This is a genomic window from Streptomyces sp. NPDC051822, assembly GCF_044452745.1.
Classification (GTDB): Bacteria; Actinomycetota; Actinomycetes; order Streptomycetales; family Streptomycetaceae; genus Streptomyces.
The window spans coordinates 289367-312716 of the sequence record NZ_JBITBZ010000008.1 but is presented as its reverse complement, the minus strand read 5'-3'; the positions used below and the strand labels follow the sequence as shown (position 1 = coordinate 312716).

23 protein-coding genes and 1 pseudogene are annotated in these 23350 nt (G+C 72.6%); 11 read left to right on the top strand and 13 right to left on the bottom strand.

The annotated features are described in order from the left end of the window. Positions 1-31 precede the first annotated feature (31 nt). Positions 32-958, top strand: a complete 927-nt coding sequence (locus tag ACIA8N_RS24810) for a cyclase family protein (RefSeq protein WP_365783727.1) — start codon at positions 32-34, stop codon at positions 956-958. A gap of 33 nt (positions 959-991) precedes the next feature. On the opposite strand, the gene ACIA8N_RS24805 is transcribed toward ACIA8N_RS24810, so the two are convergent. From ACIA8N_RS24805 to ACIA8N_RS24790, 4 genes are all read right to left on the bottom strand, one after another. Further along, positions 992-1468: an ATP-binding protein gene (locus ACIA8N_RS24805; protein WP_365783729.1), complete on the bottom strand. Its 477-nt coding sequence runs from the start codon at positions 1466-1468 to the stop codon at positions 992-994. Between the two features lie 363 nt (positions 1469-1831). Further along, on the bottom strand, positions 1832-2695 hold the full coding sequence (locus ACIA8N_RS24800; RefSeq protein WP_365783731.1) for an acyl-CoA dehydrogenase family protein: 864 nt from the start codon (positions 2693-2695) through the stop codon (positions 1832-1834). 5 nt (positions 2696-2700) lie between these two features. Next, entirely contained in the window at positions 2701-3834 is a 1134-nt protein-coding gene (locus tag ACIA8N_RS24795) for an acyl-CoA dehydrogenase (protein WP_365783733.1), read from the bottom strand. Next, the gene (locus ACIA8N_RS24790) at positions 3834-5024 is read right to left on the bottom strand and encodes an amidohydrolase family protein (RefSeq protein WP_365783735.1); all 1191 of its coding nucleotides are present in this window, start codon (positions 5022-5024) and stop codon (positions 3834-3836) included. The genes ACIA8N_RS24795 and ACIA8N_RS24790 overlap by 1 nt, the downstream gene beginning before the upstream one ends. A gap of 165 nt (positions 5025-5189) precedes the next feature. Between ACIA8N_RS24790 and ACIA8N_RS24785 the strand changes: the two genes are divergently transcribed. Next, the gene (locus ACIA8N_RS24785; protein WP_365783737.1) at positions 5190-6704 is read left to right on the top strand and encodes an AMP-binding protein; all 1515 of its coding nucleotides are present in this window, start codon (positions 5190-5192) and stop codon (positions 6702-6704) included. Here the strand turns inward: ACIA8N_RS24785 and ACIA8N_RS24780 are convergent. Then, entirely contained in the window at positions 6676-7119 is a 444-nt protein-coding gene (locus ACIA8N_RS24780) for an STAS domain-containing protein (protein ID WP_399416783.1), read from the bottom strand. The genes ACIA8N_RS24785 and ACIA8N_RS24780 overlap by 29 nt on opposite strands. 185 nt (positions 7120-7304) lie before the next feature. Here ACIA8N_RS24780 and ACIA8N_RS24775 point away from each other — a divergent pair, with 185 nt between their 5' ends. Then, entirely contained in the window at positions 7305-7886 is a 582-nt protein-coding gene (locus tag ACIA8N_RS24775; RefSeq protein WP_365783739.1) for a sigma-70 family RNA polymerase sigma factor, read from the top strand. After that, entirely contained in the window at positions 7883-9151 is a 1269-nt protein-coding gene (locus tag ACIA8N_RS24770; RefSeq protein WP_365783741.1) for a maleylpyruvate isomerase N-terminal domain-containing protein, read from the top strand. Before ACIA8N_RS24775 ends, ACIA8N_RS24770 begins: the two co-directional genes overlap by 4 nt. Positions 9152-9165: 14 nt before the next feature. Here the strand turns inward: ACIA8N_RS24770 and purU are convergent, their stop codons facing one another. Together purU and ACIA8N_RS24760 are read right to left on the bottom strand one after the other, a co-directional pair. Beyond that, the gene (purU, locus tag ACIA8N_RS24765) at positions 9166-10017 is read right to left on the bottom strand and encodes a formyltetrahydrofolate deformylase (protein ID WP_365783743.1); all 852 of its coding nucleotides are present in this window, start codon (positions 10015-10017) and stop codon (positions 9166-9168) included. 71 nt (positions 10018-10088) lie between these two features. Continuing rightward, positions 10089-10532, bottom strand: coding sequence for a hypothetical protein (locus ACIA8N_RS24760; protein WP_030550013.1), 444 nt, complete (start codon positions 10530-10532; stop codon positions 10089-10091). A gap of 192 nt (positions 10533-10724) precedes the next feature. On the opposite strand from ACIA8N_RS24760, the gene ACIA8N_RS24755 reads away from it, so the two are divergent. Then, the gene (locus ACIA8N_RS24755) at positions 10725-12002 is read left to right on the top strand and encodes an ABC transporter substrate-binding protein (protein ID WP_365783745.1); all 1278 of its coding nucleotides are present in this window, start codon (positions 10725-10727) and stop codon (positions 12000-12002) included. A gap of 15 nt (positions 12003-12017) precedes the next feature. Here ACIA8N_RS24755 and ACIA8N_RS24750 read toward each other — a convergent pair whose 3' ends face one another. Next, positions 12018-13466 carry a hypothetical protein gene (locus tag ACIA8N_RS24750; RefSeq protein ID WP_365783747.1) on the bottom strand — a complete coding sequence of 483 codons (1449 nt, stop codon included), beginning with the start codon at positions 13464-13466 and terminating at the stop codon, positions 12018-12020. Positions 13467-13574: 108 nt separating this feature from the next. Next, positions 13575-14903 carry a transcriptional regulator gene (locus ACIA8N_RS24745; RefSeq protein ID WP_399416790.1) on the bottom strand — a complete coding sequence of 443 codons (1329 nt, stop codon included), beginning with the start codon at positions 14901-14903 and terminating at the stop codon, positions 13575-13577. Positions 14904-15236: 333 nt separating this feature from the next. On the opposite strand from ACIA8N_RS24745, the gene ACIA8N_RS24740 reads away from it, so the two are divergent. The 3 genes from ACIA8N_RS24740 (at position 15237) to ACIA8N_RS24730 (ending at position 18502) form a co-directional block, all read left to right on the top strand. Beyond that, a complete protein-coding gene (locus ACIA8N_RS24740) occupies positions 15237-15902 on the top strand; it encodes a bifunctional DNA primase/polymerase (protein ID WP_365783749.1) in 666 nt (221 codons plus the stop codon). 75 nt (positions 15903-15977) lie between these two features. Continuing rightward, positions 15978-16853 (top strand): ABC transporter ATP-binding protein, encoded by an 876-nt coding sequence (locus ACIA8N_RS24735; RefSeq protein WP_365783751.1) that lies wholly within the window; start codon positions 15978-15980, stop codon positions 16851-16853. Next, on the top strand, positions 16850-18502 hold the full coding sequence (locus ACIA8N_RS24730) for a transporter (protein ID WP_365783753.1): 1653 nt from the start codon (positions 16850-16852) through the stop codon (positions 18500-18502). Before ACIA8N_RS24735 ends, ACIA8N_RS24730 begins: the two co-directional genes overlap by 4 nt. Positions 18503-18519: 17 nt before the next feature. On the opposite strand, the gene ACIA8N_RS24725 is transcribed toward ACIA8N_RS24730, so the two are convergent. The 3 genes from ACIA8N_RS24725 to ACIA8N_RS24715 all read right to left on the bottom strand — a co-directional run bounded on the left by ACIA8N_RS24725 (position 18520) and on the right by ACIA8N_RS24715 (position 20183). Further along, positions 18520-19191: a class I SAM-dependent methyltransferase gene (locus tag ACIA8N_RS24725; RefSeq protein ID WP_399416782.1), complete on the bottom strand. Its 672-nt coding sequence runs from the start codon at positions 19189-19191 to the stop codon at positions 18520-18522. Positions 19192-19243: 52 nt separating this feature from the next. After that, positions 19244-19630 (bottom strand): DoxX family protein, encoded by a 387-nt coding sequence (locus ACIA8N_RS24720; protein WP_365783757.1) that lies wholly within the window; start codon positions 19628-19630, stop codon positions 19244-19246. An 82-nt stretch (positions 19631-19712) separates the two neighbouring features. Beyond that, the gene (locus ACIA8N_RS24715; protein ID WP_365783759.1) at positions 19713-20183 is read right to left on the bottom strand and encodes a carboxymuconolactone decarboxylase family protein; all 471 of its coding nucleotides are present in this window, start codon (positions 20181-20183) and stop codon (positions 19713-19715) included. A gap of 182 nt (positions 20184-20365) precedes the next feature. On the opposite strand from ACIA8N_RS24715, the gene ACIA8N_RS24710 reads away from it, so the two are divergent. From ACIA8N_RS24710 to ACIA8N_RS24700, 3 genes are all read left to right on the top strand, one after another. Continuing rightward, entirely contained in the window at positions 20366-20932 is a 567-nt protein-coding gene (locus tag ACIA8N_RS24710) for a GNAT family N-acetyltransferase (protein ID WP_365783761.1), read from the top strand. A 6-nt stretch (positions 20933-20938) separates the two neighbouring features. Further along, the gene (locus ACIA8N_RS24705; RefSeq protein WP_365783763.1) at positions 20939-22054 is read left to right on the top strand and encodes a DUF6183 family protein; all 1116 of its coding nucleotides are present in this window, start codon (positions 20939-20941) and stop codon (positions 22052-22054) included. Positions 22055-22124: 70 nt separating this feature from the next. Then, the gene (locus tag ACIA8N_RS24700) at positions 22125-22868 is read left to right on the top strand and encodes a VOC family protein (protein ID WP_365783765.1); all 744 of its coding nucleotides are present in this window, start codon (positions 22125-22127) and stop codon (positions 22866-22868) included. A gap of 340 nt (positions 22869-23208) precedes the next feature. On the opposite strand, the pseudogene ACIA8N_RS24695 reads toward ACIA8N_RS24700, so the two are convergent. Beyond that, positions 23209-23339, bottom strand: a pseudogene (locus ACIA8N_RS24695) (maleylpyruvate isomerase N-terminal domain-containing protein); the annotation flags it as partial. Between the last annotated feature and the right edge of the window lie 11 nt (positions 23340-23350).

The window sequence follows — 23350 nt, the reverse complement described above, 5'->3', positions numbered from 1 at the left end:
GATACCGGAAAACAAGACCCCGGAGGCCCCGATGTCTCTGCCCGCCGCATTCCACGAGATCGCCAAGCGCGTCAACAACTGGGGCCGCTGGGGCCAGGACGACGAGATCGGCACCCTCAACCTCGTCACGGACGAGGTCGTGCGGAACGCCGTCGCCACCGTCCGCACCGGCCTCCGCGTCCCGCTCGCCGTCGACCTCAAGCAGGACGGCGTACAGACCGGCATGATCCCCGGCCGGGTCAACCCGCTCCACGTCATGGTCCAGATCAACCAGGAGCTCTTCGGCCCCGGCACGGTCGCCACCAGCGACGACGCCGTGACCCTGGGCCTCCAGGCCGGCACCCACTGGGACGCCCTGACGCACGTCTCGCACTCGGGCCGCCTCTACAACGGCCGGCCCGCCGCCACCATCACCGCGCACGGCCGCTCGGAGTTCAGCGGCATCCACACCGCCCGGCACCTGGTCAGCCGGGGCGTGCTGCTCGACGTGGCCGCCGCGAAGGGCCTGGACCGGCTTCCGGGGGGCCACGCCGTCACGCCCGAGGACCTGGATGAGGCGGCCGAGTTCGGTGAGGTGACGGTCCGGTCCGGCGACATCGTGCTCGTACGGACGGGTCAGATGCGGTCGTACCTGGCCGGGGACCGCCACGGGTACGCTTTTCCGTCACCCGGGCTCTCGGTCCGTACGCCGGAGTGGTTCCACGACCGGGACGTCGCGGCCGTCGCCAACGACACCCTCACCTTCGAGATCTTCCCGCCGGAGATCGAGGACCTGTGGCTGCCCGTGCACGCGCTCGACCTGGTCGAGATGGGGATGCTGCAGGGCCAGAACTGGAATCTGGAAAGTCTGTCCACAGCCTGTGCACAAGAGGGGCGGTACGCGTTCCTGCTCTCCGCGATGCCCGAGCCGTTCGTCGGCGCCACGGGCACACCGGTCGCCCCCGTGGCGATCCTGTAGGGCGGGGCGCCGGAGTTCCCCCCGCCCCGACCCTCAGCAGTGCACGCGGCCGGGCGAGACCGACGTCCCCGGAACCGTAGTCCCCAGGACCGTCGCCCCCGGGACCGGCGAAGGAACGACCGGAGCCCGGTCCACCTCGCACCAGATGCTCTTGCCGGCCCCCTCGGGCTGCCAGCCCCACCGGTCCGCGAGACCGTCCACCAGCTCCAGGCCGCGCCCGTTGGTGTCCTCGCCCTCGGCGTGCCGGGGCTTCGGCGGGCGGTCGCTCGTGTCGACCACCTCGACCCGCACCCCGCCCTCGGCCGCGATCAGCATCCGCAGCACGGCCGGACAGCCGGTGTGCACCACGGCGTTGGTCACCAGCTCCGAGATGATCAGCACCAGCGTCTCGGCCAGCGGCTCGTCATCCCGTATGCCCGAACCGGCGAGCCGTGACCGGGCCCACCTCCGGGCTCGCCCCACCTCTGCCGGGTCGGCCCCGACCTCCAACTGCACCTGAAGTACCTGCACCGCTCACACCATCCGAACCGGCGGACACACCTTCACGGAACGTGATTCCCTTATGGGACAGCATGGTTGACGTACAGTCACCGCAACAAGCGCTTCGGGCATATTCCAGCGCGAAGGAGTACGCATGGTCCATACTGTGCGACGCGCTCTGCGGGTAGTCGAACGCCGGGTGCGAGCGGCGCGCATCCCCCGGCCCGGAGTCACCTCAGGGGCGACACCGGGACGATCCGGGACAACGTGCTCTCGCATCCCACGGAGCGTACCGGAGCCGGAGGCCGACTCCGGGCCGTGACGGCCGCGCCGAAGGACACAACCCGGTATCGACATTCCGTGACACCTCGGGCGCGGAGCGCTACCGGATCGTCACAGGGCGGCGGCCACCGTCTCCTCCGCGCGGGCCACCGGCAGCCGCAGCCGGGCCCGCACCCAGGCCCGTTTCAGATGCAGATGGACGTCCGCCTCCCAGGTGAAGCCCATGCCGCCGTGGACCTGGAGGCAGTCCCGGGCGTTGCCGGTGGCGGCCTCGTCTGCGAGCAGCTTCGCCCCGGCGATCTCGACGGCGTCCGCGGTGACCGAGGCGGCGCGTACGGCGGCGCGGGCGAGTTCGGTACGGACGAGCATCCCGGCGCAGAGGTGCTTGACGGCCTGGAACCCCCCGACCGCCTGCCCGAACTGCTCCCGCTCGCGGGCGTAACGGACGGCCATGTCCGTGGTGGCCTCCGCGCTCCCGACCTGCTCGGCGGCGGTGAGCAGGACGGCGGTCGAGACCTCCGCCGCCGTCGCCCGGCCGGGCAGGCGGTGCAGCGGGGTGAGGGGATCCACCGACCGCATCCGTACGGCTCCCTCCGCATCGCCCAGCACCACGTCCGCCTCGTCCAGCCAAGGAACCAGCCCCTCCGCCGCCTCGGTCACCACCGCCTCCCCCTCGGCCGCCCCCGGCACGGACCCGGCCGCCAGGTGCGTCGCCACGAGGGGTCCCGGCAGCAGCGCCCGTCCCGCCTCCTCGAAGGCGAGCACCGCCTCCGGGAGTCCGAGCCCCACCCCGCCCTGCGACTCCGGCAGCCGCAGCGCGAAGAATCCGGCCGCCCCCAGCTCCCGCCACAGCGCCCGGTCGAGCCGCCCCGAGTCGACGGCGCCCCGCAGGGCGTCCCGGTCGAAGCGGCGGTCGAGCAGTTCCCGTACCCCCTTCCGCAGGGCCCGCTGGTCCTCGGTGAGTCGGAAGTCCACGGCGGTCACCGGCCCTTCGGGAGGCCGAGGATGCGCTCGGCGACGATGTTGCGCTGGATCTGGGAGGTGCCGGCGGCGATGGTGTACGAGAGCGAGGACAGCCGGTCGAGGGTCCAGTCGCGGTCGAGGTCGAGCGCGTCGGGGCCGAGGACGGCGGCGGCGGCCTCGTACAGCTCCTGGCGGGCGTGGGAGTAGTGCAGTTTGAAGACCGAGCCCCCGGCGCCGGGGACTCCGCCGGTGGCCTGGGCCTCGCTGACGTTGGCCTGGACGAGCCGCCAGAGGGCCTGGAACTCGGCGGAGAGCCTGCCGAGCCGGCGCCGCAGGACGGGGTCGTCCCAGGTGCCGTTCTCGCGGGCGGCGCGGGCGAGTTCGCCGAGCAGGCGGCGGCAGGCGACGACCTCGCCGACGAAGGCGGTGCCGCGTTCGAAGGAGAGGGTGACCATGGTGACCCGCCAGCCGTCGTTCTCCTCCCCCACCCGGTTCTCGACGGGGATCCGTACCTCGTCGAGGAAGACCTCGGCGAACTCCGTCGACCCGGCGAGGGTCCGCAGCGGCCGTACGGTGACGCCTGGCGCGTCCATGGGCATGGCGAGCCAGCTGATGCCCCGGTGCCGGGGGGCGTCCGGGTCGGTCCGTACGAGCAGTTCGCACCAGTCGGCGACCTCGGCGTGCGAGGTCCAGATCTTCTGGCCGGTGACGACGTACGTGTCCCCGTCCTGGACGGCCTTCGTCCGCAGCGAGGCGAGGTCGGAGCCGGCGTCGGGTTCGCTGAAGCCCTGGCACCAGACCTCGTCCCCGCGCAGGATCGGCGGCAGCCACCGCGCGCGTTGTTCCGCCGTTCCCTCGGCGGCGACGGTGGGTCCCGCGTGGAGGAGTCCGACGAAGTTGGCGCCGACGTAGGGCGCTCCGGCGCGTTCGGTCTCCTCCAGGAAGATCAGCCGCTGCGTGGGGGAGGCGTCCCAGTGGGTGTCGGCGTATCCGGCGTCGTACAGGCGGCGCTGCCAGCCGCAGTCGTACGCGCGGCGGGCGGGCCAGTCGAGCGGGTCGGGTCTCGGCGGGAGCGTGTGCAGGACGCCGGCGAGCCATTCCCGCAGCCGGGCCCGGAACTCCTCCTCCTCGTCGGTGCTGGAGAGGTCCATCAGACGATGCCCAGGCCCAGCATGCGGATGGCGTTGCCGCGCATGAGCTTGTAGACGGTCTCGTCGTCGAGGCCCTGGACGTGGTCGAGGGCGACCTCCTTGGTGTGCGGGAAGGTCGAGTCGACGTGGGGGTAGTCGGTCTCGAAGGTGGCGTTGTCGCGGCCGACGACGTCGAGCGAGGCGATGCCGTGCTTGTCGCGGAAGAAGCAGCAGAAGATCTGCCGGTAGTAGTACGTGGACGGGGGCTGGGGGATCAGGTCGCGGACGCCGCCCCAGGCGCGGTGCTCCTCCCAGACGTCGTCGGCGCGTTCGAGGGCGTAGGGGATCCAGCCCATCTGGCCCTCGCTGTAGGCGAGCTTGAGCGTGGGGAACCTGACGAGGACGCCGGAGAAGAGGAAGTCCATCATCGAGGCCATGGCGTTGTTGAAGCTGAGGGCGGCCTGGACGGCGGGCGGGGCGTCGGGGGAGGCGGCCGGCATCTGGCTGCTGGAGCCGATGTGCATGTTCACCACCGTTCCGGTCTCCTGGCAGACGGCGAAGAACGGGTCCCAGTAGCCGGAGTGGATCGACGGCAGTCCGAGGTGGGTGGGGATCTCGGAGAAGGTGACGGCTCTGACGCCGCGGGCCGCGTTGCGCCGGATCTCGGCCACGGCCAGGTCGATGTCCCAGAGCGGGATGATGCAGAGCGGGATGAGCCGGCCGCCGCTGTCGCCGCACCATTCCTCGACCATCCAGTCGTTGTAGGCACGGACGCAGGCGAGGGCGACCTCCTTGTCGTGGGCCTCGGCGAAGGTCTGGCCGCAGAAGCGCGGGAAGGTGGGGAAGCAGAGGGAGGCCTCGACGTGGTTGAGGTCCATGTCGGCGAGGCGCGCCTTGGGGTCCCAGCAGCCGCGGCGCATCTCCTCCCTGGTGATCCCTTCGAGGGTCATGTCGTCGCGGTCGAAGCCGACGGCGGCGATGTTGCGCTTGTACGGGAACTTGAGGTCCTCGTAGATCCACCAGTCGGTCGGGGGCCCTTCGGGGTCCATCGTGATCTGGTACTTGCCGGCGACGTAGGCCAGCTCGCCGATGCCGGCCGTGAGGGGCCGGGGCCCGCGGTCGCGGTACTTCTTCGGGAGCCAGGTGTCGAAGAGGTGGGCCGGCTCGATCACGTGGTCGTCGACGCTGATGATGCGGGGCAGTTCCGTCATGGAGCCTTCTCCCGGATTCGCCGGGCCGCCGTCGCCGACCGCCCGTTTCTGATGACCCGTCAGATATGACGGGATCAGGCTAGCGGCGCACCCCTGGACCGACAAGCGCCGGACCTCTACGCTCACCGCACCATCTGACGGAACGTCAGCCAAGAGGAGTACGGGATGAATGAGACCGCACACACTCTCGGCGAGTCCCGCACGCTCTGGGAGCTCGTCGAACGCCGCGCCGCCCTCACCCCCGACCGGCCCGTCCTCCTCCAGGGCGACCGCGTCCTCACGTTCGGCGGCCTCCGCGAGCGCGCCGAGCGCTGCGCCGCCGGCCTGTACGCCATGGGCGTGCGCCCCGGCACCGTCGTCGCCTGGCAGCTGCCCACCCGCATCGAGACCGCCGTGCTCTCCTTAGCGCTCGCGCGCATCGGAGCCGTACAGACGCCGGTCATCCCCTTCTACCGGGACAAGGAGGTCGGCTTCGCGCTGCGCGAGTCCAAGGCCGAGTTCTTCGCCGTCCCCGGGACCTGGCGCGGATACGACCACACGGAGATGGCCCGCCGGCTCGGCGCCCACGGCGTCTTCGAGGCGTACGGCCCCGAATCCCTCCCCGACGGCGACCCCGCCCTCCTGCCCCCGCCGCCCACCTCGGGAACGGACGTCCGCTGGATCTACTGGACCTCGGGCACCACCTCCGACCCCAAGGGCGTCCTGCACACCGACCGCTCACTCCTCGCCGGCGGCTCCTGCCTCGCCCACGCGCTCCGGCTCGACCAGGCCGACGTCGGCTCGATGGCCTTCCCGTACGCGCACATCGCCGGACCCGACTACACGGTGATGCTCCTGCTCTACGGGTTCCCCGCCGTCATGTTCGAGCAGTTCGCGCTGCCCGACGCCCTCGACGAGTACCGCAGGCACGGGGTGACGGTGGCCGGCGGCTCCACCGCCTTCTACGCGATGTTCCTCGCCGAGCAGCGCAAGCGGCCGGACGAGCCGGTCATCCCCACCCTGCGGCTGCTCGCGGGCGGCGGGGCGCCGAAACCGCCCGAGATCTACCACGCCGTACGCCAGGAGCTGGGCTGCCAGCTCACCCACGGCTACGGCATGACCGAAGTCCCCATGATCACCATGGGCTCGCCCGACGACACCCCCGAGAACCTCGCGACCACCGAGGGCCGCCCGCCCGCCGGCATGGAGATCCGGATCACCGGCTCCGGTGAGGTCCGGCTGCGCGGCGAGGCCGTCTGCCGGGGCTACCTCGACCCGGCCCAGACCGCCGCCGCCTTCGACGAGGACGGGTTCCTCATCACCGGGGACGTCGGACACCTGACCCCGAGCGGCCACCTCGTCCTCACCGGCCGGATCAAGGACATCATCATCCGTAAGGGAGAGAACATCTCGGCCAAGGAGATCGAGGATCTCCTCCACCGGCACCCGGACGTGGGCGACACGGCCGTCATAGGCCTCCCGGACGCCGAGCGCGGCGAACGCGTCTGCGCCGTCGTCGAACAGCCCCCGGGCGCCGCCCCGCTGACCCTCCCGGCGGTGACCGCCTTCCTCCGGGAGGCGGGCCTCTCCGTCCACAAGCTGCCGGAACAGCTGGAGGTGGTGGAGGCGCTCCCCCGCAACGAGACGCTGCGGAAGGTGCTCAAGTACAGACTCAGGGAGCGATTCGGTCCGTCGCGGTGAGCCCGGTCGCGGTCAGCCGGTCGGCCGCCGCCACCCCCGCCGAGGCGAGCTCCGCGTCGACGGGGTCGGTCCCCGTGAGCGCCGTCGCCGCGTTCTCGTACACCTCGAAGAGCCGCCGCACCCCGAGCGCGGCGAGCACCCGGCCGACGTGGCCCTCCCGGTCCTCGGGAAGGATCAGCCGCAGTCTGCCGCCGCAGGAGCGGAGCAGCCGGCGGGCCGCGATCAGCACGCCCACCCCGCTGGAATCGCAGAACCGGACGGCGGACAGGTCGATCACCAGGTCGTGGCGGCCACCCGCCACGGCGTCGTGGACTCGGCGGCGTATCCCGGGGGAGGTGACCAGGTCCAGTTCGCCCCGCACACGGAACACCGTCCAGGAGCCGTACTCGTTCTCGTCGACCTCGATCGTCGTCACGGACGCCGCCTGCCCCGCCTCAACCGGCCGAAACGCGCCCGGCGAAGGATGGCGCTTTCCTTACCACCCGGACCGGCGTCAAGGGCGCACTTGCGGCAAACAGACGTGCGTTGTCGGAACCGCGCACTACTTTGGAGGAGGACCGGGGAGCCGGGAGCCGGGGACCGGGAGGGGCGGAGAGTCGGATGGCGATGGACACACCACCGCGCTGGGACCGCAGGATGCAGCAGCGGCTCGCGCGCGGGGAGGCCGCCGCGCTCGGTGAGCTGTACGACCGGTTCGCCGCCCTGGTGCACAACCTCGCCCACCGCGTCCTCGACGACGACGACGCGGCCGACCAGATCACCCGCGAGGTCTTCGGCTACATCTGGGAGAACCCCGACGCCTACGACCCCAAGCAGGGCAACATGCGCGCGTGGATCGCCCGGCTGACCCAGTCGCAGGCCGTGCACCGGCTGCGGCAGAACGAGGCGACGGCGTACGCGGAGACCGGCCGGGGCTCCGTCGAGGAACTGGAGCAGAAGGTGCGCAGGGCCTCCGTCGCGGCCCGCGCCGACTACATCGTGACGTCCATGCCGAGACCGCTCAGGGCCGCGCTCGAACTGGCGTACTTCCAGCGGCGGGACTACCGCCAGACCGCAGCCGACCTCGGCGTCACCGAGGACGAGGCACGTCGCCGCCTCCGTCTCGGCCTCCAGCTGCTCTCCTCGGCGAACACCCGGCACCCCGAGGGCGGCGGGCCGCCCGGCTACGGACGAGCGCTGTGACCGGGGCGAACGGCGACGCGGACGACGTCGCGCGCGCCCCGTGGATACCGGGACAGCGCCGGGCGGCGGACGACCACGCGGATCTGGAGAACCCCGCCGTGGGACCGGAACCCGAGCCGGAGCCCGGACCCGAGCCGGAGCCCGAGCCGGAACCCGAGGTGCCGGTCCTCACCCACGGCGTGCTCAAGTCCCTCCTCGGGGCGTGGGCCCTCTCGGCGTGTTCGGCCGGGGAGACGCGGGCCGTCGAGGACCACCTCACGGCCTGCGCGCCGTGCGCGGACGAGGCCCTGCGGCTCCGTGACGCCGTGGCGCTGCTGCACGAGGACCGCGACCTGGACCTCGACCCGCTGCTGCGGTCCCGCGTCCTGGAGAACTGCCTGGGCCGCCGCCCGGCCCGCATCCCGATCCCCGAGTGGATCACGCCGTACGACGCGGAGACCGCCCGGCTCGACGCGCTGCTCCGGGACATCGGCGAGTCGGAGTGGCACGCGCCGGTACGGCTCAAGTGGTACGAGGAGGACCGGATCGTCCGCCGGAAGGCGACGGTCGCCGGGGTCATCGGCCATCTCCTCGCCGTGGACGGCCTGGTGTCGGCCGCGCTCGGACTCGACGACCCGCTGGGCGCGGGCACGCCGGAGCTGTCACCGGCCGAGCGGACGGAGGCGCTCTGGGCGGGTCTCGACCGGCCGGCGAACCGGGCGCTGCGGGGCCCCTGGCGGGAGCAGAGCCACACCCTGATCCGTACGGTCTCGTTCGCGGGGCGCGGGGTGGCCGACCTGACCGTCACGTACAAGGACTTCGCGCTGCCGCTGCGGGACTCGCTCCTTGAACGGGCCTTCGAGTGCTGGGTGCACGCGGACGACATCGCGAACGCGGTGGCGTACCCGTACGCCCCGCCCAGCGGCCCGCATCTGCACGACATGATCGACCTGGCGGCCCGGCTGCTCCCTGCGGCCCTGGCCGGGCGGCGCCGTACGGGCCTCGCCGCGCCGGCCCGCCATCTGGTGGCGGCGGGCGCGCCGGGCCGCTCGCTCCACCTGGAGGTGGAGGGCGCGGGCGGCGGTCACTGGTACATCGCGCTCGACTCCCCGGCGGCGATCGGCTCGCCGGACCGGGCGGTGGCGCAGGTGGCGATGGACGGGGTCGAGTTCTGCCAGCTGGTGGCGGGCCACATCTCGCCGGAGGAGGCGGCCGCGGGCCAGGACGGCGACCGCGAGGCCATCCGGGACGTCCTGTCCGCGGCGGCGTCCCTCAGCCGGCTGTGAAGGACCGGGCTGCTCTACGCGAAGACGACCGTGCGGCGGCCGTTCAAGAGGATGCGGCGTTCCGCGTGCCACTTGACCGCGCGGGCCAGCGCCTGGCACTCCACGTCCCGGCCGACCGCGACGAGCTGGTCGGGGGTCACCTCGTGGCCGACGCGCTCGACCTCCTGCTCGATGATCGGGCCCTCGTCGAGGTCGGCCGTCACGTAGTGGGCCGTCGCGCCGATCAGCTTCACGCCGCGCGTGTGTGCCTGGTGGTAGGGCTTGGCGCCCTTGAAGCTGGGGAGGAAGGAGTGGTGGATGTTGATGATCCGGCCGGAGAGCTGCTTGCAGAGGTCGTCGGAGAGGACCTGCATGTAGCGGGCGAGGACGACCAGCTCGACGTCCTCCGAGCGGACGAGTTCGAGCAGCTCCGCCTCCGCCGCCGACTTGGTGTCCTTCGTGACCGGGATGTGCCGGAACGGGATCCCGTACGAGCCGACGAGCTCCTCGAAGTCCGTGTGGTTGGAGACGACCGCGACGATCTCCACGGGCAGCGCGCCGATCCGGGACCGGAACAGCAGGTCGTTCAGGCAGTGGCCGAACTTCGACACCATGAGGACGACCCGCATGCGCTCGTCGGCCCGGTTAATGTGCCAGTCCATCGCGTAGGAGTCGCCGACCGCGGCGAAGCTCGCCCGCAGCTTGTCGACGTTCACGGGGGCCTCGGCCGAGAAGTGGACCCGCATGAAGAAGAGACCGGTGTCACGGTCTCCGAACTGCTGACTGTCCTCGATGTTGCACCCCGTGATGAAGAGGTAGCTCGACACGGCGTGCACGATGCCCTGCTTGTCGGGGCACGAGAGGGTGAGGACGTACTGGTCGGTCATCCCGTCAGCCTGCCACACCCGGGCGGGCACGCAGAGCCACTGTCCGTCAGACGGAACGGCGGGGGGCCGTCTCAGGACCGGGTCATGATGCGGAGCACGTCGAGGGAGCGCGGGGGCGTGTCGGGGTCCTCGCCGTCGGCCTGGGCGAGGCGTACGTGGGCCTCGCGGGCGGCCCGTACGGCCTCGGGCCAGCCCTGGTGCTCCAGGTAGGCGGAGACGGGGGCGTCGGGCCCCACCTGGTGCATGATCCGGAGCACCCGGAGGACGGCGACGTCGACGAGGGCGGCCTCGCCGGTGTCGCGGAAGATCGAGCCGACGTACTTCTCGGCGGACCAGTTGTCGAGCCAGGTGTCCTCGACCAGGCGGTAGACGGCGTCGGTGACGTCGCCGTACCCGTCGAGGCCGGCGAGCCAGGTCGTCTCGTGGAACCCGGGGTCGGAGAGCATGTGAAGCGCCGAGCGCACGTTGCTGCGCCAGCGCCACCACGGCATGTCATTGAGCGGCATGCCGCCCATGGTGGAGGAGCGACGGCCGCGACGGGAAGAGTTAACCGAACCGGAGACTGGACTGGACACGTTTCGATCGTACGTTCCCTTGTCCGATAAGCGGAGCCGCCCCCTCTCCGCCCCCTGAATTCACCTTCACGTCACCCCCCGTTGAACCATGCTCACTCCCGCGTTACCCATGAGGCGGAAATGTGCATGCACATGACCGGTAGGCGACTGACCAATCTCCTCGCGTACGTCACGACCGCTGCGACCGGAGCCTCGCTGCTCACCGGCTGTGGCGTGCTCCCTGGGGCCACGGGGGGCTCCAGGGAGCCCGTCACGGTGATGACGTGGGCTCCCGACCAGACCCGAGCGACCAACATGCCCGGCATGCCCGCGATGGCGCAGGCATACGCCCGCTGGGTGAACTCCCAGGGCGGCATCGACGGGCACGAGCTGCGCGTCCTCACCTGCAACGAACACAACACCAGCACCGGCGCCGCCGCCTGCGCCCGCCGGGCAGTCCACGAGAAGGCGGTCGCCGTCGTCGGCTCGTACAGCCAGAACGGCCGCGCCTTCATGGCCCCCCTCGAAGCCGCCGGCATCCCGTACATCGGCGGTTACGGGATCTCGGAGGACGAGTTCACCAGCCAGCTCTCCTACCCCGTCAACGGCGGACAGGCCTCCCTCATCGCCGGACACGGCATGCAGCTCGCCGAGTCCTGCCGCACGGTCTCCCTCGTCAGGCCCGACACCCTCGCCGGCGACAAGCTTCCCGAACTCCTCAACTCCGGCCTGCGCAAGGCCAGCCAGCGCAACGCCGTCGACATCCCGGCCGTCGAGGACGCCGCCGAGTACACCGCGCAGGCCGGCCAGGCCCGCGACAAGGCCGGCGACGATGACGGCTGCGTCACCGCCGTGCTCGGCGAGCGCACCCAGACGTTCTTCGACTCCTTCCGCCGCCTCCCGGACGGCGAGAGCGGTCGCGCCACGGACGACAAGCCCGACGCCGTGCGGATCTCGTCCGTCCTCGGCAGCGTCGGCCAGCCCGTGATCGACCGCACCGGCGGCGCCCGCAGCCCCTTCGAGGGCGCGTTCGTCACCGGCTGGTACCCGGAGGCGGGCGACAAGAGCTGGGCGCCGATGCGCAAGGTCATCCAGGAGCACGCCTTCGCCGACAACCGGGTCGACCCGGCCGACGCGGGCGTCCAGACCACCTGGATCGCGTACACGGTCCTCAAGGAGGTCATCGAGACCCTCGACGAGGACAAGATCACGGCCACGAAGATCGCGCACGCCCTGGACCGGGGCGCGCAGATCGACACCGGCGGCCTGACCCCGGCCCTGCGCTGGAAGTACGAGGACCTGCTCGGCGCCCCGGGCTTCCCCCGGATCGTCAACCACGAGGTGACGTTCCAGGTGGTCCGCCAGGGGCGGCTCGTGGCGCAGAAGCCCGGCTTCGTCGACGTCGGCGAGACCGTCCTCAGCGCCCCGTAGGCCCCAGGGGGTCCGTCAGAGCTGGGAGTACGTCCGCTTCTGCAGGCCGTACTTGTCGGCCGTCGGGTTCCAGAGCGAGGCCGCCTTCTTCTTGGCGGTGGTGGCCTCGCCGCTCTTCGCGTTCGCCGCGACCAGGTGGTTGGTCGAGCGGGCCCTGCCGTCCTTGCAGGCCTTCTTGGCCTTCATCTGGACGGCCCAGGCGGCGTAGTGGTCGTCGGCGGACGCCGAGGCCTGCCAGGCCTGGGTGAGCGCCGCCGTCAGCGCCGCCTCGTCCGGGATCTTGTCGACCGAGAGCGACTGGAGCTTGGTGACCAGGGCCCGGCGCTGCTGGGCGGCGCCGCGCAGGTCGGCGGCGGCCTTGTCGAGGTTCTTGCACTGCTTGATGGACTCGACCGAGCTGATCACCGTGTCACGGCTGTCACTGCTGGTCGCGAGCAGCTTGCTCAGCTCCCGCGCCTGCGGCTCCGCCGGGTCGGCCGGCTTCTCCGTGGGCGCCTCGCCGGTGGGCGGGGCGGAGCTGGTGGCCACCACGTTCTGGCCGCCCGTCTTGGGGTCCTTCTCCTCGTCCCCGCCGCTGAGCAGCGCACCGGCGCCGAGGCCGACGACCGCGCAGCCGACGACGACGGCCGCGATCAGCGCGACCGGCGACTTGCGGCGCGGCGGCTCGGGCTCGCCGCCGTCGTAGTAGGCGTCCTGGTACGCGTACTGCTGCGGGGGCGCCGGCGGCTGGTGGTGCTGCAGGTGCTGCGGCGGCTGGTGGTGCTGCTGCTGCTGGTACGGGGCGGGTACCGGCGGCTGCTGGTACGCCTGCGTCTGCTGCTGCATGTGCGGCGGCTGCTGCTGCGGCGCCCGCGGGGCCTCCGTACGGAAGAGGCTGTCGAACTCGGCGGGCGGCTGCCGCTCACCGGGCTCCTGCGCCGGTACGGGGGCGATGTACTGGGTCGCGTCCGAGGCGCCCGCGGGCCCGGCACCGGGGCCCTGCGCCGGGAGCGGTCCCGTGCCCAGGAACTGGGTCTGGCCGCCGTCCTGCTGCTGCGGCGGCACGGGGGCTATGTGCTGGGTGGCCTGCATGTCCCCGGCGGCCGGGTGCGGGTACCCGTAGCCGGGCTGCGGAGCGGACACCGGCGGCGGGTATCCGTAGCCCGCCGGCTGCGGCGCGGAGGCCGGGGGCATCCCGCCCGGCGCCGCCTGCGGCATGCCGCCCGGCGCCGGGTAGCCGTAGCCGGGCTGCGGCTGTCCGCCCTGCGGCGGGACCGGCGGCAGGTACTGGGTGGACTGCATGTCCGCGGCGCCGCCCGGCGTCGCCTCAGGAGGCAGCGGCTGCGCGGGCGGCAGCGGCTGCCCGCCCGGCGAGGCGCCGGCGGGACCCCAGGCGCCACCCCACGGCTGTGCTCCCCCTTGGGCATCCTGCGCGGGGGGCACCGCCGGGTACTGCGGCTCCGGACCCTGTCCGTTCTGCGTCACCGGGACTCCTACTGATGGACCTACGGAATCGTCGGCTCACGCTACCGGGTGGGCACGGGCCTCCGCACATACGTGTGAGCCCGGTTACACCACCTTCTCGCACGGCGGTCAGGCCGCGAACAGTTCCATCCGCACCCCGAACTCCCGCACCACCGCCTCCCCCGCGTACGGCTCCAGGCGCTCCCTCAGATCGTCCAGGTACTCCGTGCCCCGCGACGACCGCAGCGTGCCGAGGAGTTCGAGCGCCCGCGTCCCCGTACGGCAGGCCTGCTCGACCTCCCGCTGCTGGACCTGCGCCGAGGCGAGCAGCGCCAGGCCGATCGCCCGGCGCCGCGCCCGCGTCCGCGGGTGCCCGGCGACCGCCTCCTCCGCCGCCCGCGCCGCCGCCTCCGCCTGCCCCAGGTCGCGGTAGCAGTGCGCCAGTTCGTCCGCCAGGTACGCCTGGTCGAAGTGCGCGATCCACGCCGGGTCGTCGCCCGCCTCCGGATCGGCCCGCTCCATGGCCCGCACGGCCCGCCCGGCCGCCGCCTCGAAGGCGCGGACGTCCCCGAGGAGCGCGTGGCCCCGCGCCTCGGCCGCGAGGAACATCGCCTCGGCCCGCGGCGGCACCTTCCCCCGTGCCCCCTCCTGCGCGGCCCGCGCCAACTGGGAGATCTCCCGCGGCGTTCCCAGCTGCGCGGCGAGATGGCTCATCGACGCGGCCAGCACATAACCGCCGTAGCCCCGGTCGCCGGCCGCCTGCGCGAGCCGCAGCGCCTGGATGTAGTACCGCTGGGCCAGCCCCGGTTCACCGGTGTCCACCGCCATGTACCCCGCCAGCTCGGTCAGTCGGGCGACCGCCGCGAACAGCTGTCGGCCGACGGCCTCCCGGTAGGAGCCGGACAGCATGCCCGACACCACGCTGTTGAGGTAGTGGACGACCACCGGCCGCACATGGCCGCTGCCGAACCGCCGGTCGAGGTCGACGAGGGCGCTCGTCATCTCCCGTACGGCCGCCACGTCCGCGACACCGACGCGCGCGCCCGCCATCCGGGCCACGTGCGAGTCGGGACCCGTGATCAGCCAGTCCCTGCTGGGCTCGACGAGCGCGGAGGCCGCGACGGTGGAGCCGGACAGGAAGTCGCGGCGGCCCACGTCGCTGCGCCACAGCTCGCAGACCTGCTCGATGGCCCCGGGCACGGTCGGCGCGAACTGGAGGCCCACCCCGGCGGCGAGGTTGCGGCCGTTGGCCATGCCGACCTCGTCGATCGTGACCGTACGGCCCAGCTTGCGGCCCAGCGCCTCGGCGATGATCCCCGGCGCGCGGCCGCGCGGCTGCTGCCCGCGCAGCCAGCGCGCCACCGACGTCTTGTCGTACCGCAGGTCGAGGCCGCGCTCCGCGCCGACCATGTTCACCCTGCGGGCGAGACCGGCGTTGGAGCAGCCGGCCTCCTGAATGAGCGCCTGGAGCCGTTCGTTGAGCTGGCGTGGAACCAGTGGCCTGGCTGCCATTTGTACCCCCTGAGGCCGTGCGGTGATCACCGGAGAAGGGATCACTGCCCGTCGAATATCCGGTCAATGCCGATGTGAACACGCGAAACCGGACACGTCGGCCGCGTCCTCGCCGCCGGCGCCCCCAGGTGTGCGTACCCACCCCCGCTCCCCGGCCCCCCGCGCGCCCCCGCCCGTGCACCGATGCGCCCCATGTGCAGGATCGATGCGTCAACACGTCGTCCACCGCGCCCGTAACCCCAGGTGGCGGGGGAAGTTGTGTTCACCGTGGAAGAGACCATGGGAGTCACGGAAGCCGCACAGATCCCCAAGCAGCGGGGCGAGCAGCTGCTGGACAGCGCCGTGCGGTACGCGGAAGAGCGGCACTGGGACGTGTTTCCCGGGACCTGGCTGGAGGCCGTCGAGGGCAGGGAGCGCTGTTCGTGCGGCGCGGACGCGTGCGCCGTGCCCGGCGCCCACGCGGTCAGGCCCGACTGGTCGACCCAGGCGACCGGCAGCGGGGTCGGGGCGCGGCGGATGTGGTCGAAGCAGCCGAAGTCCTCCATCCTGCTGCCGACGGGCCGCACGTTCGACGCGATCGAGGTGCCCGAGTCGGCGGGGTTCCTGGCGCTGGCCCGGATGGAGCGCATGGAGCTGACGCTCGGCCCGGTGACCTGCACGCCGGACCGCCGGATGTACTTCTTCGTCCTGCCCGGCGCCGCCGCCAAGGTGCCGGACCTCGTCCGGAAGCTGGGCTGGGTGCCCTCCTCCATCGACCTCACCACGCGCGGCGAGGGCTACTACGTGGCGGCCCCGCCGACCCGGATCGGCGGCTGCGGCGCGGTGCAGTGGGCCCGGCGCCCCACCCCGGCGAACCGCTGGCTGCCCGACGCGGAGGAGCTGATCAGCGCCCTCGCGTACGCGTGTGGCCGGGAGGCGGCGGAGGCGCGAAGCCGTACGTCATGACCCTGGGTCTCCGGCGGGCCCGCCCTTAGGGTGGGGCCCGTACTGCACACGGGGACTATGAGGGGTTGAAAGACCATGCCTGACCAGGCATTTGAAGGAAAGTTCGACAAGGCGGGCGCCGCACCCGGGGAAGGTGCGGCGCCCGCTGTGCGTGTCGAGGGGCTGTGGAAACGATTCGGCCAGCAGATCGCGGTGAGCGGGATCGACCTGGTTCTGCCCGCCGGCCGCTTCATCGGGCTCGTCGGGCCCAACGGCGCCGGCAAGACCACCACCCTCTCCATGATCACCGGCCTGCTCCGGCCGGACCAGGGCCGCATCCAGGTCGCCGGGCACGACGTGTGGGCCGACCCCGAGTCGGTCGCCCGGGTCAAGGCCCGGATCGGCATCCTGCCGGAGGGCCTGCGGCTCTTCGAGCGCCTCTCGGGCCGTGAACTCCTCGCGTACAGCGGCCGGCTGCGGGGCCTGCCGGGCGCCGAGGTCGACAAGCGGGCCACCCAGCTCCTCGACGTCCTCGACCTGGCCGGCTCGCAGCACAAGCTGGTCGTGGACTACTCGACCGGCATGCGGAAGAAGATCGGGCTCGCGGCGGCGCTGCTCCACAACCCCGAGGTCCTCTTCCTCGACGAGCCCTTCGAGGGCGTCGACCCCGTCTCGGCGCAGACCATCCGCGGAGTCCTTGAGCGGTACACGTCCTCCGGCGCGACCGTCGTCTTCTCCAGCCACGTCATGGAGCTGGTCGAGTCGCTCTGCGACTGGGTCGCCGTGATGGCGGCCGGCCAGATCCGGGCGCAGGGACCGCTCGCCGAGGTCCGGGGCGACGCGCCCTCCCTGCAGGCCGCGTTCCTCGAACTCGTCGGCGCGAACGGGCGCGAGGCGGCTGGGGACTCGCTGGACTGGCTGGGCGGCGGGGGCAACGGCGGCGTCGGCAGCGGCACCGGGACGCAGCGATGAGTGCCGTGCCGACCTCCACCTCCACCGCGCCCGCGAGCGCGCCCTCCACCGTTCCCTCGCTCACCTCCGTCTTCGTCCACCTCAAGCTGTCGCTCCTGCGCAACGGGCTGAAGCAGTCGAGCGGGCGGACGGCCGTGTACATCGTCTCGATCGTCTTCGGCGTCCTGTTCGCCGCGGCGATGGTCCTGGGCTTCGTCGTGCTGCGGGGCAGCGCCGACGCCGCCACCATCGCCGTCCTCCTCACGGGCGTCGTCGCGCTCTCGTGGGCCGTGATGCCGCTGTTCGTGCCGGGCGGTGACGAGACGCTCGACCCCTCGCGGCTCGTGATGCTGCCGCTGAACCCCCGGCCGCTGGTCCGCGCCCTGTTCGTGGCCTCGCTCGTGGGCGTCGGACCCGTACTCACCCTCTTCCTCGCGTTCGGCGCGGCCCTGTCCGTCGCGCACGGCGCGGCGGCCACGGTCGCCGCCGTCTTCGCCGTCCCGCTCACGGTCGCCGTGTGCGTGGCGCTCTCCCGGGCCCTGGCCGCCGCCAACATCCGCCTCCTGACCTCCCGCAAGGGCCGGGACCTGGCGATGCTGAGCGGTCTCGTCATCGCCGTCGGCATGCAGGCCGTCAACTTCGGCGCCCAGCGCCTCAGCCGGCCCGGCGGTCTGACCGCGCTCGAACCGGCGGCGTCCGTCGTCGACTGGCTGCCGCCCGCCGCCGCGATCGGCGCGGTCGACGCGGCCGGAGACGGCGAGTACGCGGCCGCGGCGGCGCGTCTTCTGCTGACCGCCGCCGCGCTCGCGGCGCTCGTGTACTGGTGGCAGCGGAGCCTCGTCCGTCTGATGGTCGAGCCGGACGGCTCCACGATCGGCGCGTCCTCGGGCGGGGACGCGCGGGAGAAGTCCGCCGGTTCGGGGCTCCTCGCCCGGATCCTGCCGGGCGGCCGCACGGGCGCCGTCATGGAGCGCAGCCTGCGCTACATGTGGCGCGACCCGAAGACGAAGGCCGCGTGGGTGTCCTCGCTCGCCATCGGCCTGATCGTCCCGCTCGCCAACGCCTTCCAGGGCGCGGGCTCCATCTACTGGGCCTGTTTCGCCTCCGGCATGCTCGGCCTGCTGATGTACAACCAGTTCGGGCAGGACACGTCGGCGTTCTGGATGGTCGCGCAGACCCTGTCGACGACGGCCGACGCGTACGCCGAACTACGCGCGCGTGCCCTCGCCCTGCTCCTGGTCACCCTCCCGTACGCCACGTTCGTCACGGTCCTCACGACCGCCGTCCTCGGCGACTGGGCGCGGCTCCCGGAGGGCCTCGGGCTCGCGTTCGCACTCCTCGGCGCGATGCTGGCGACGGGCGCGGTGGTCTCGGCGCTCTTCCCGTACTCGATCCCCCAGGACAGCGGCTACAAGAACGTCGCCCCCGGGCAGACCGGTCTCGCCTGGATCTCCATCTTCGGCGGCATGCTCGCGGCCCCGCTGCTGTGCGCCCCCGTCATCGGCGCGACGATCTACCTGCACCTCTCCGACCAGGGCTCCCTGCTCTGGCTCCTCCTGCCGGCCGGCACGCTCTACGGCGCGCTGCTCGTGTGGGCGGGCATCAAGGTCGCGGCTCCGCGCACGGCGAACCGACTGCCGGAGATCCTGGCGGCGGTGAGCAAGGGGTAACCAGGTCCCGTACGCGGTCAGCGGGGCAGGGTCTGGGTGACGCGCCACAGGCGGCGCGGCAGGTCGCCCTCCTCGAAGGCGTGGACCTCGTCGAGCGCCCAGCCGTCCGCGAGGGCGTCGACGAGGTCGCGGGGGAAGAAGTGCACGGCGAAGCCGCCGTGCTCCCAGATGTCGTCGCCGTGTCCCGTGCCGGCCCCGTAGTGGGCGTCGCCGGTGTGCCGGACCGTGTAGACGAACGTCCCGCCCGGCCGCAGGGCCCTGCGCACCTCGGCCACGAGGGCGTGGAGGTCGTCGGTGGACAGCGCCATGCACAGCAGCATGTGCGCGAACACCGCGTCCACGGAGGCGTCGGCGAACGGCAGCGGTTCGCGTACGTCGACGACCGTGGTCGTCACCCGGTCGCCCAGGCCCTCGGCCGCGGCCCGCTCGCGGAGCTGCTCCAGGCCCACCGGGCTGAAGTCGGCGGCACGGACGGTGAGCCCCGAGCGGGCGAAGTGCAGCGCGTCCCGGCCGTGCCCGGCGCCCAGCTCCAGGACGTCCCTGGCCCCCGCTCCCAGGAACGTCCCGGCGGCGTACACGGCCGGCGCGGAGGGCCGGTCGCCGTACATGCCGGGGTGAGCGTCGTAGGTGCGCTCCCAGTGCTCGCGCTGGGAGCGCGCCAACCGCCGACCGTCCTCGTCCGTGCCCATCGCCGACCTTTCCGCTTCTCCCGGACCTCCACCGTAGGGGGTCTGCCGTCGGTCAGCCCGTGAAGGACTCCGGGCCGAGGCGGCCCCACAACACGAACCCGATCAGGGCGATGTAGACGAGGTCCACGACCACGAGCTTCGTCTCGTGCCGACGGAGCCGGGTCACCGCCGCCCCCACCATGATGATCAGCAGGCCGAGGGCGGCGGCCGGCACGAGGCCCGGCGCGATGTCGAGCGCGGCCGGCAGGACCAGGCCTATGGCGGCCAGGACCTCCAGGGCTCCGATGGCCTTGACGGCTCCGGCGCCGAAGTCCTCGACCCACTGCCCGCTCGCGCCGGAGGCGGCGATCTTCTCCTTCGGCGTGACCAGCTTGAAGCCGCCGCCGACGAAGTAGGCGAGGGCGAGCAGTCCGGTGACGATCCACAGGGCGAGGTTCATGACGTCTCCTTCACGGCGTTACGGGGGGGGGAGGTGGGTGCCGGGGCCCGGCCGAGGCCCAGGGGGGCCGGGGCCGGGGCCGTCAGCCGAACTGGCCGGGCTGGTAGTCGCCCGCGGGCTGCTGGATCATCGCGTTCCCCCGGTTGAAGGCGTTGATGACGGCGATGGCGGCCACGAGGGCGGCGAGCTGCTCCTCGTCGTAGTGCTTGGCGGCGTTCGCCCAGACCTCGTCGGAGACGCCGCCGCCGTCGGCGAGGCGGGTGCCCTCCTCGGCCAGTTCGAGGGCCGCGCGCTCGGGCTCCGTGAAGACCTTCGCCTCCCGCCACGCGGCGACCAGGTGGAGGCGTACCGAAGTCTCGCCCGCGGCGGTGGCGTCCTTGGTGTGCATGTCGAGGCAGAAGGCGCAGCCGTTGATCTGGCTGGCGCGGATCTTCACGAGCTCCAGCGTGGCGGCCGGGACCGACGAGCTCTCCAGCGCCTTGCCCGCGGCGATGATGTGCTTCCAGACCTTGCCGGAGATCTGGCTCTCGAACATGTTCAGACGGGCGTTCATGGTGGGCTCCTCCGTGCTGGTCGGTGACTACACCCACAGGACGGAACGGCCCCGCCGGAACGTGACACCGCCGATCGTGACCTGCGTCACGCTCGGCGGGCCGGGGGCGGGGCCGGTGCGGGGGCCGGTGCGGGTGCGGAATCCCCTTGCTCCGCGCGGTCGCCGCGTACGATCCTCGCCGCATGAGCCTCCCCCGCCCCCTCGCCCTCCCGCAGCCCGTGATCACCGTCGACGACGACCTCACCCTGCGCGCGTTCGACGCCGGGGCGGACCTCCCGGAGTTCTTCCGGGTCATCGAGGAGTCGCTCGATCATCTGCGCCCGTGGATGCCGTGGGTCGCCGAGCACAGCCGCGACCGCACCACCGGCTTCCTGGCAGGACGCGCCGGACTGTGGGCGAGCGGGCAGGAGTTCAGCTACGCGATCGTCCTCGACGGCGCCATCGTCGGCGCCTGCGGCCTGATCCGGTACGAGGACACCCCCGCCGGCACCCGCGAGATCGGCTACTGGCTGCACCCCGCCGCCACCGGCCGCGGGGTCGCCACACGGGCCGCACGCGCGCTGACCGAGCAGGCGTTCCGCCTCCCGGGCGTCGACCGCGTCCAGATCCTCCACGACCCGGCCAACACCACCAGCGCCGCCGTCCCCGCCCGGCTCGGCTTCACCAAGGGCACCCGCCGCCCGGCCGAGGCCCTCGCTCCGGCCGAGACCGGCGAGGTCCAGGTCTGGCACCTGCGCGCGACGGGCTGACCTGCCGTGGCGAACGACGAAGCACGCGCGCTCGCACGGCTCGTGTGGGAGCAGGCCGCACCACGGGCACGGCAGGGCGACGCGGCGTACGTGAGGGAGTTGGGGGCGCGGCTAGCCGAGGGACTCGAAGCCGCCGCCGAACAGGTACGGCTGTACGGGGACGCCTTCGCCCGCGTGGTGCGGACCCTCGCCCTCACACCCGGCCGGGACAGCCTCGTACAACTGATCCGGCTCCTCGACGACCACGGCCCGTCAGGCCGCTCCGGAACGGATCCGCGCCTCGTCGCCTCGCTCCTCGCGGAGGCGCAGGATCCCGCCGACCTGGCCGAGCTGCTGTACGACCGCATGGAGCGGGACAGGCTCGACCAGCTGCGCGCCTGCCTGTTCCACGAACTGCTCCTGCGGGGCGTGGATCCGGACGCCCACCCGCCGCTGCGCCGCCATGCGACCGTACGGCCCGAATGGGAGGCGCTGTCGTGGCTCCCGGCTACCCTCCGCCCGTTCGAGACGGGCGCGAGTTTCCCGAGCCGCTCGGTCGACGGCGGCTCTGGCGGAGGGTGGTGGGGGCTCAGCGCCGTGGAGCGCCTGGACCCGCCGACCCCTCGTACGACGCAACGCTCGCCGCTCCGGAACATCGCGACCACCGATGTGCACGAGAGCATCGTCGCGGCCCCGGCGGCGGGCGAGTTCGGCCACTACGACGCCTGGGTCTTCGCCCCGGACGCACCTCTGGACCCGGTCCTCGTGCCCGCCCTCGTCCCCACCCTGCCGATGCCGTGCGTGGCGGACCTCGGCCCCACCGCCCGCTTCGAGATCGTGCGCCGCCCGCCGGCGGACATCTGGCGGATCCTGTTCGGCATGGCGTCGATGGGCGGCGTGTACGGCCAGGGTGCCCATGGCGCGTACGGTCGGCGATCGACCTGGTGGTCCCTCGCGGGTTTCACCGGAGCGCCTCCCGGCGCGAGCGCGGAGGAGGTGGAACGCCTCGTCCTGGAGAGCGCGTGGTTCCACTTCCAGTGCGACGCGGAGTGGTTCCACAACGAGATCCACGACTACGGCATCGCGGCCCTCTCCCCCGACGGCCTCCGGCTCGCTGTCCTGGCGGCCACGGACACGGACTAGGGAACGGACCAGGACACGGTCTAGGGCACGGGCCAGGACACGTCCCGGTCATGTACGTACGATCGCCGGTATGGCGCTGCGACCTGTTCAGGTGAACATCAAGGCCGTTGATGCCGGGGCGGTCGGGCGGTTCTGGGCGGAGGCGCTCGGCTGGCACGCGTACAGCCCCGGTGTGACCACGTACGTGGGGCCCGCCGGTGGTCTCGTCTGGCCCGATCCGGTCGCGGTCTGCGTCGACGTCGTTCCCGTACCGCGGCCCAAGACGGCGGCGAAGAACCGTACGCATCTCGATCTCGCCACCACCTCCGCCGCCCACCAGGCGGAGCTGGTCGCCCGTCTGCTGGCCCTCGGTGCCACGCCCGTCGACGTGGGCCAGGGCGACGTGCCGTGGACGGTCCTCGCCGACCCCGAGGGCAACGAGTTCTGCGTACTGGAGCCCCGGGGCGTCTACCGGGACACCGGGCCCATCGCCGCGGTGGTCGTCGACTGCGCCGACCCGCGGGCCATGGCCCGGTTCTGGGGCGAGGCGATGGACTGGACCGTGCACGACGTGACCGAGGACCAGGCGGTACTGCGCTCCGCCGGGGGCACCGGCCCGTACCTCGAGTTCCTCCGCTCGCCCGACGTGGCGACCGCGCCGGACCGCGTCCACCTCGACCTGCTGCCGTACCCCGGCGACGACAAGGACGCGGAGGTGGCCAGGCTGCGGGCCCTCGGCGCCACCGACCTCGACCTCGGCCAGGGCGTGGTGCCCTGGACGTGTCTGGCCGACCCGGAGGGCCACGAGTTCTGCGTGCTCGCCCTGTCGGAGTGATCGGGATAAGCGGATGCGGGGCTGTCCGGTGGGTCCCTAGGCTGACGCGATGGACGCCGTACGAGTCAGGCCGATGCGCGAGGACGATCTGGCTTCGGCCGAGCGGGCCTCCGCGGCGACGTTCTTCGAGGCGGAGAGCAGCACCCGGCGGGTGAACGACCCGGAGGTCGAGCCGCGTTCGGCAGCCGCCTCCAAGCAGTGGATCGACCGCATGCGGTTCTTCCTGGACGTCGATCCGGGTGGGTGCTGGGTCGCGGTCCAGGAGGACGCCGGGGACACCGGGGGCGAAGGCATGGCCGGGCCCGTGCCCGGTGAGGTGGTCGGGTTCGCCGTCTCGCAGAATCGTGGCGGCCCAGAAGCGGCCCCCTGACCCAGGTGCTGCACCAGATCGAACAGCCTCCACTCGGGGCAGGTCGGCACCTGCACGTCGAGGCTGGGCGCGGAGGCGACGGCGGCACGGAAGGCGGTCACTCCGGCTGTCT

Coding starts and splice junctions, on each gene's coding strand:
- ACIA8N_RS24810 (WP_365783727.1), top strand. CDS start 32: ATGTCTCTGCCCGCCGCATTCCACGAGATCGCCAAGCGCGTCAACAAC.
- ACIA8N_RS24795 (WP_365783733.1), bottom strand. CDS start 3,834: ATGGACCTCTCCAGCACCGACGAGGAGGAGGAGTTCCGGGCCCGGCTG.
- ACIA8N_RS24790 (WP_365783735.1), bottom strand. CDS start 5,024: ATGACGGAACTGCCCCGCATCATCAGCGTCGACGACCACGTGATCGAG.
- ACIA8N_RS24785 (WP_365783737.1), top strand. CDS start 5,190: ATGAATGAGACCGCACACACTCTCGGCGAGTCCCGCACGCTCTGGGAG.
- ACIA8N_RS24775 (WP_365783739.1), top strand. CDS start 7,305: ATGGCGATGGACACACCACCGCGCTGGGACCGCAGGATGCAGCAGCGG.
- purU (WP_365783743.1), bottom strand. CDS start 10,017: ATGACCGACCAGTACGTCCTCACCCTCTCGTGCCCCGACAAGCAGGGC.
- ACIA8N_RS24760 (WP_030550013.1), bottom strand. CDS start 10,532: ATGGGCGGCATGCCGCTCAATGACATGCCGTGGTGGCGCTGGCGCAGC.
- ACIA8N_RS24755 (WP_365783745.1), top strand. CDS start 10,725: ATGACCGGTAGGCGACTGACCAATCTCCTCGCGTACGTCACGACCGCT.
- ACIA8N_RS24740 (WP_365783749.1), top strand. CDS start 15,237: ATGGGAGTCACGGAAGCCGCACAGATCCCCAAGCAGCGGGGCGAGCAG.
- ACIA8N_RS24735 (WP_365783751.1), top strand. CDS start 15,978: ATGCCTGACCAGGCATTTGAAGGAAAGTTCGACAAGGCGGGCGCCGCA.
- ACIA8N_RS24730 (WP_365783753.1), top strand. CDS start 16,850: ATGAGTGCCGTGCCGACCTCCACCTCCACCGCGCCCGCGAGCGCGCCC.
- ACIA8N_RS24725 (WP_399416782.1), bottom strand. CDS start 19,191: ATGGGCACGGACGAGGACGGTCGGCGGTTGGCGCGCTCCCAGCGCGAG.
- ACIA8N_RS24720 (WP_365783757.1), bottom strand. CDS start 19,630: ATGAACCTCGCCCTGTGGATCGTCACCGGACTGCTCGCCCTCGCCTAC.
- ACIA8N_RS24715 (WP_365783759.1), bottom strand. CDS start 20,183: ATGAACGCCCGTCTGAACATGTTCGAGAGCCAGATCTCCGGCAAGGTC.
- ACIA8N_RS24710 (WP_365783761.1), top strand. CDS start 20,366: ATGAGCCTCCCCCGCCCCCTCGCCCTCCCGCAGCCCGTGATCACCGTC.
- ACIA8N_RS24700 (WP_365783765.1), top strand. CDS start 22,125: ATGGCGCTGCGACCTGTTCAGGTGAACATCAAGGCCGTTGATGCCGGG.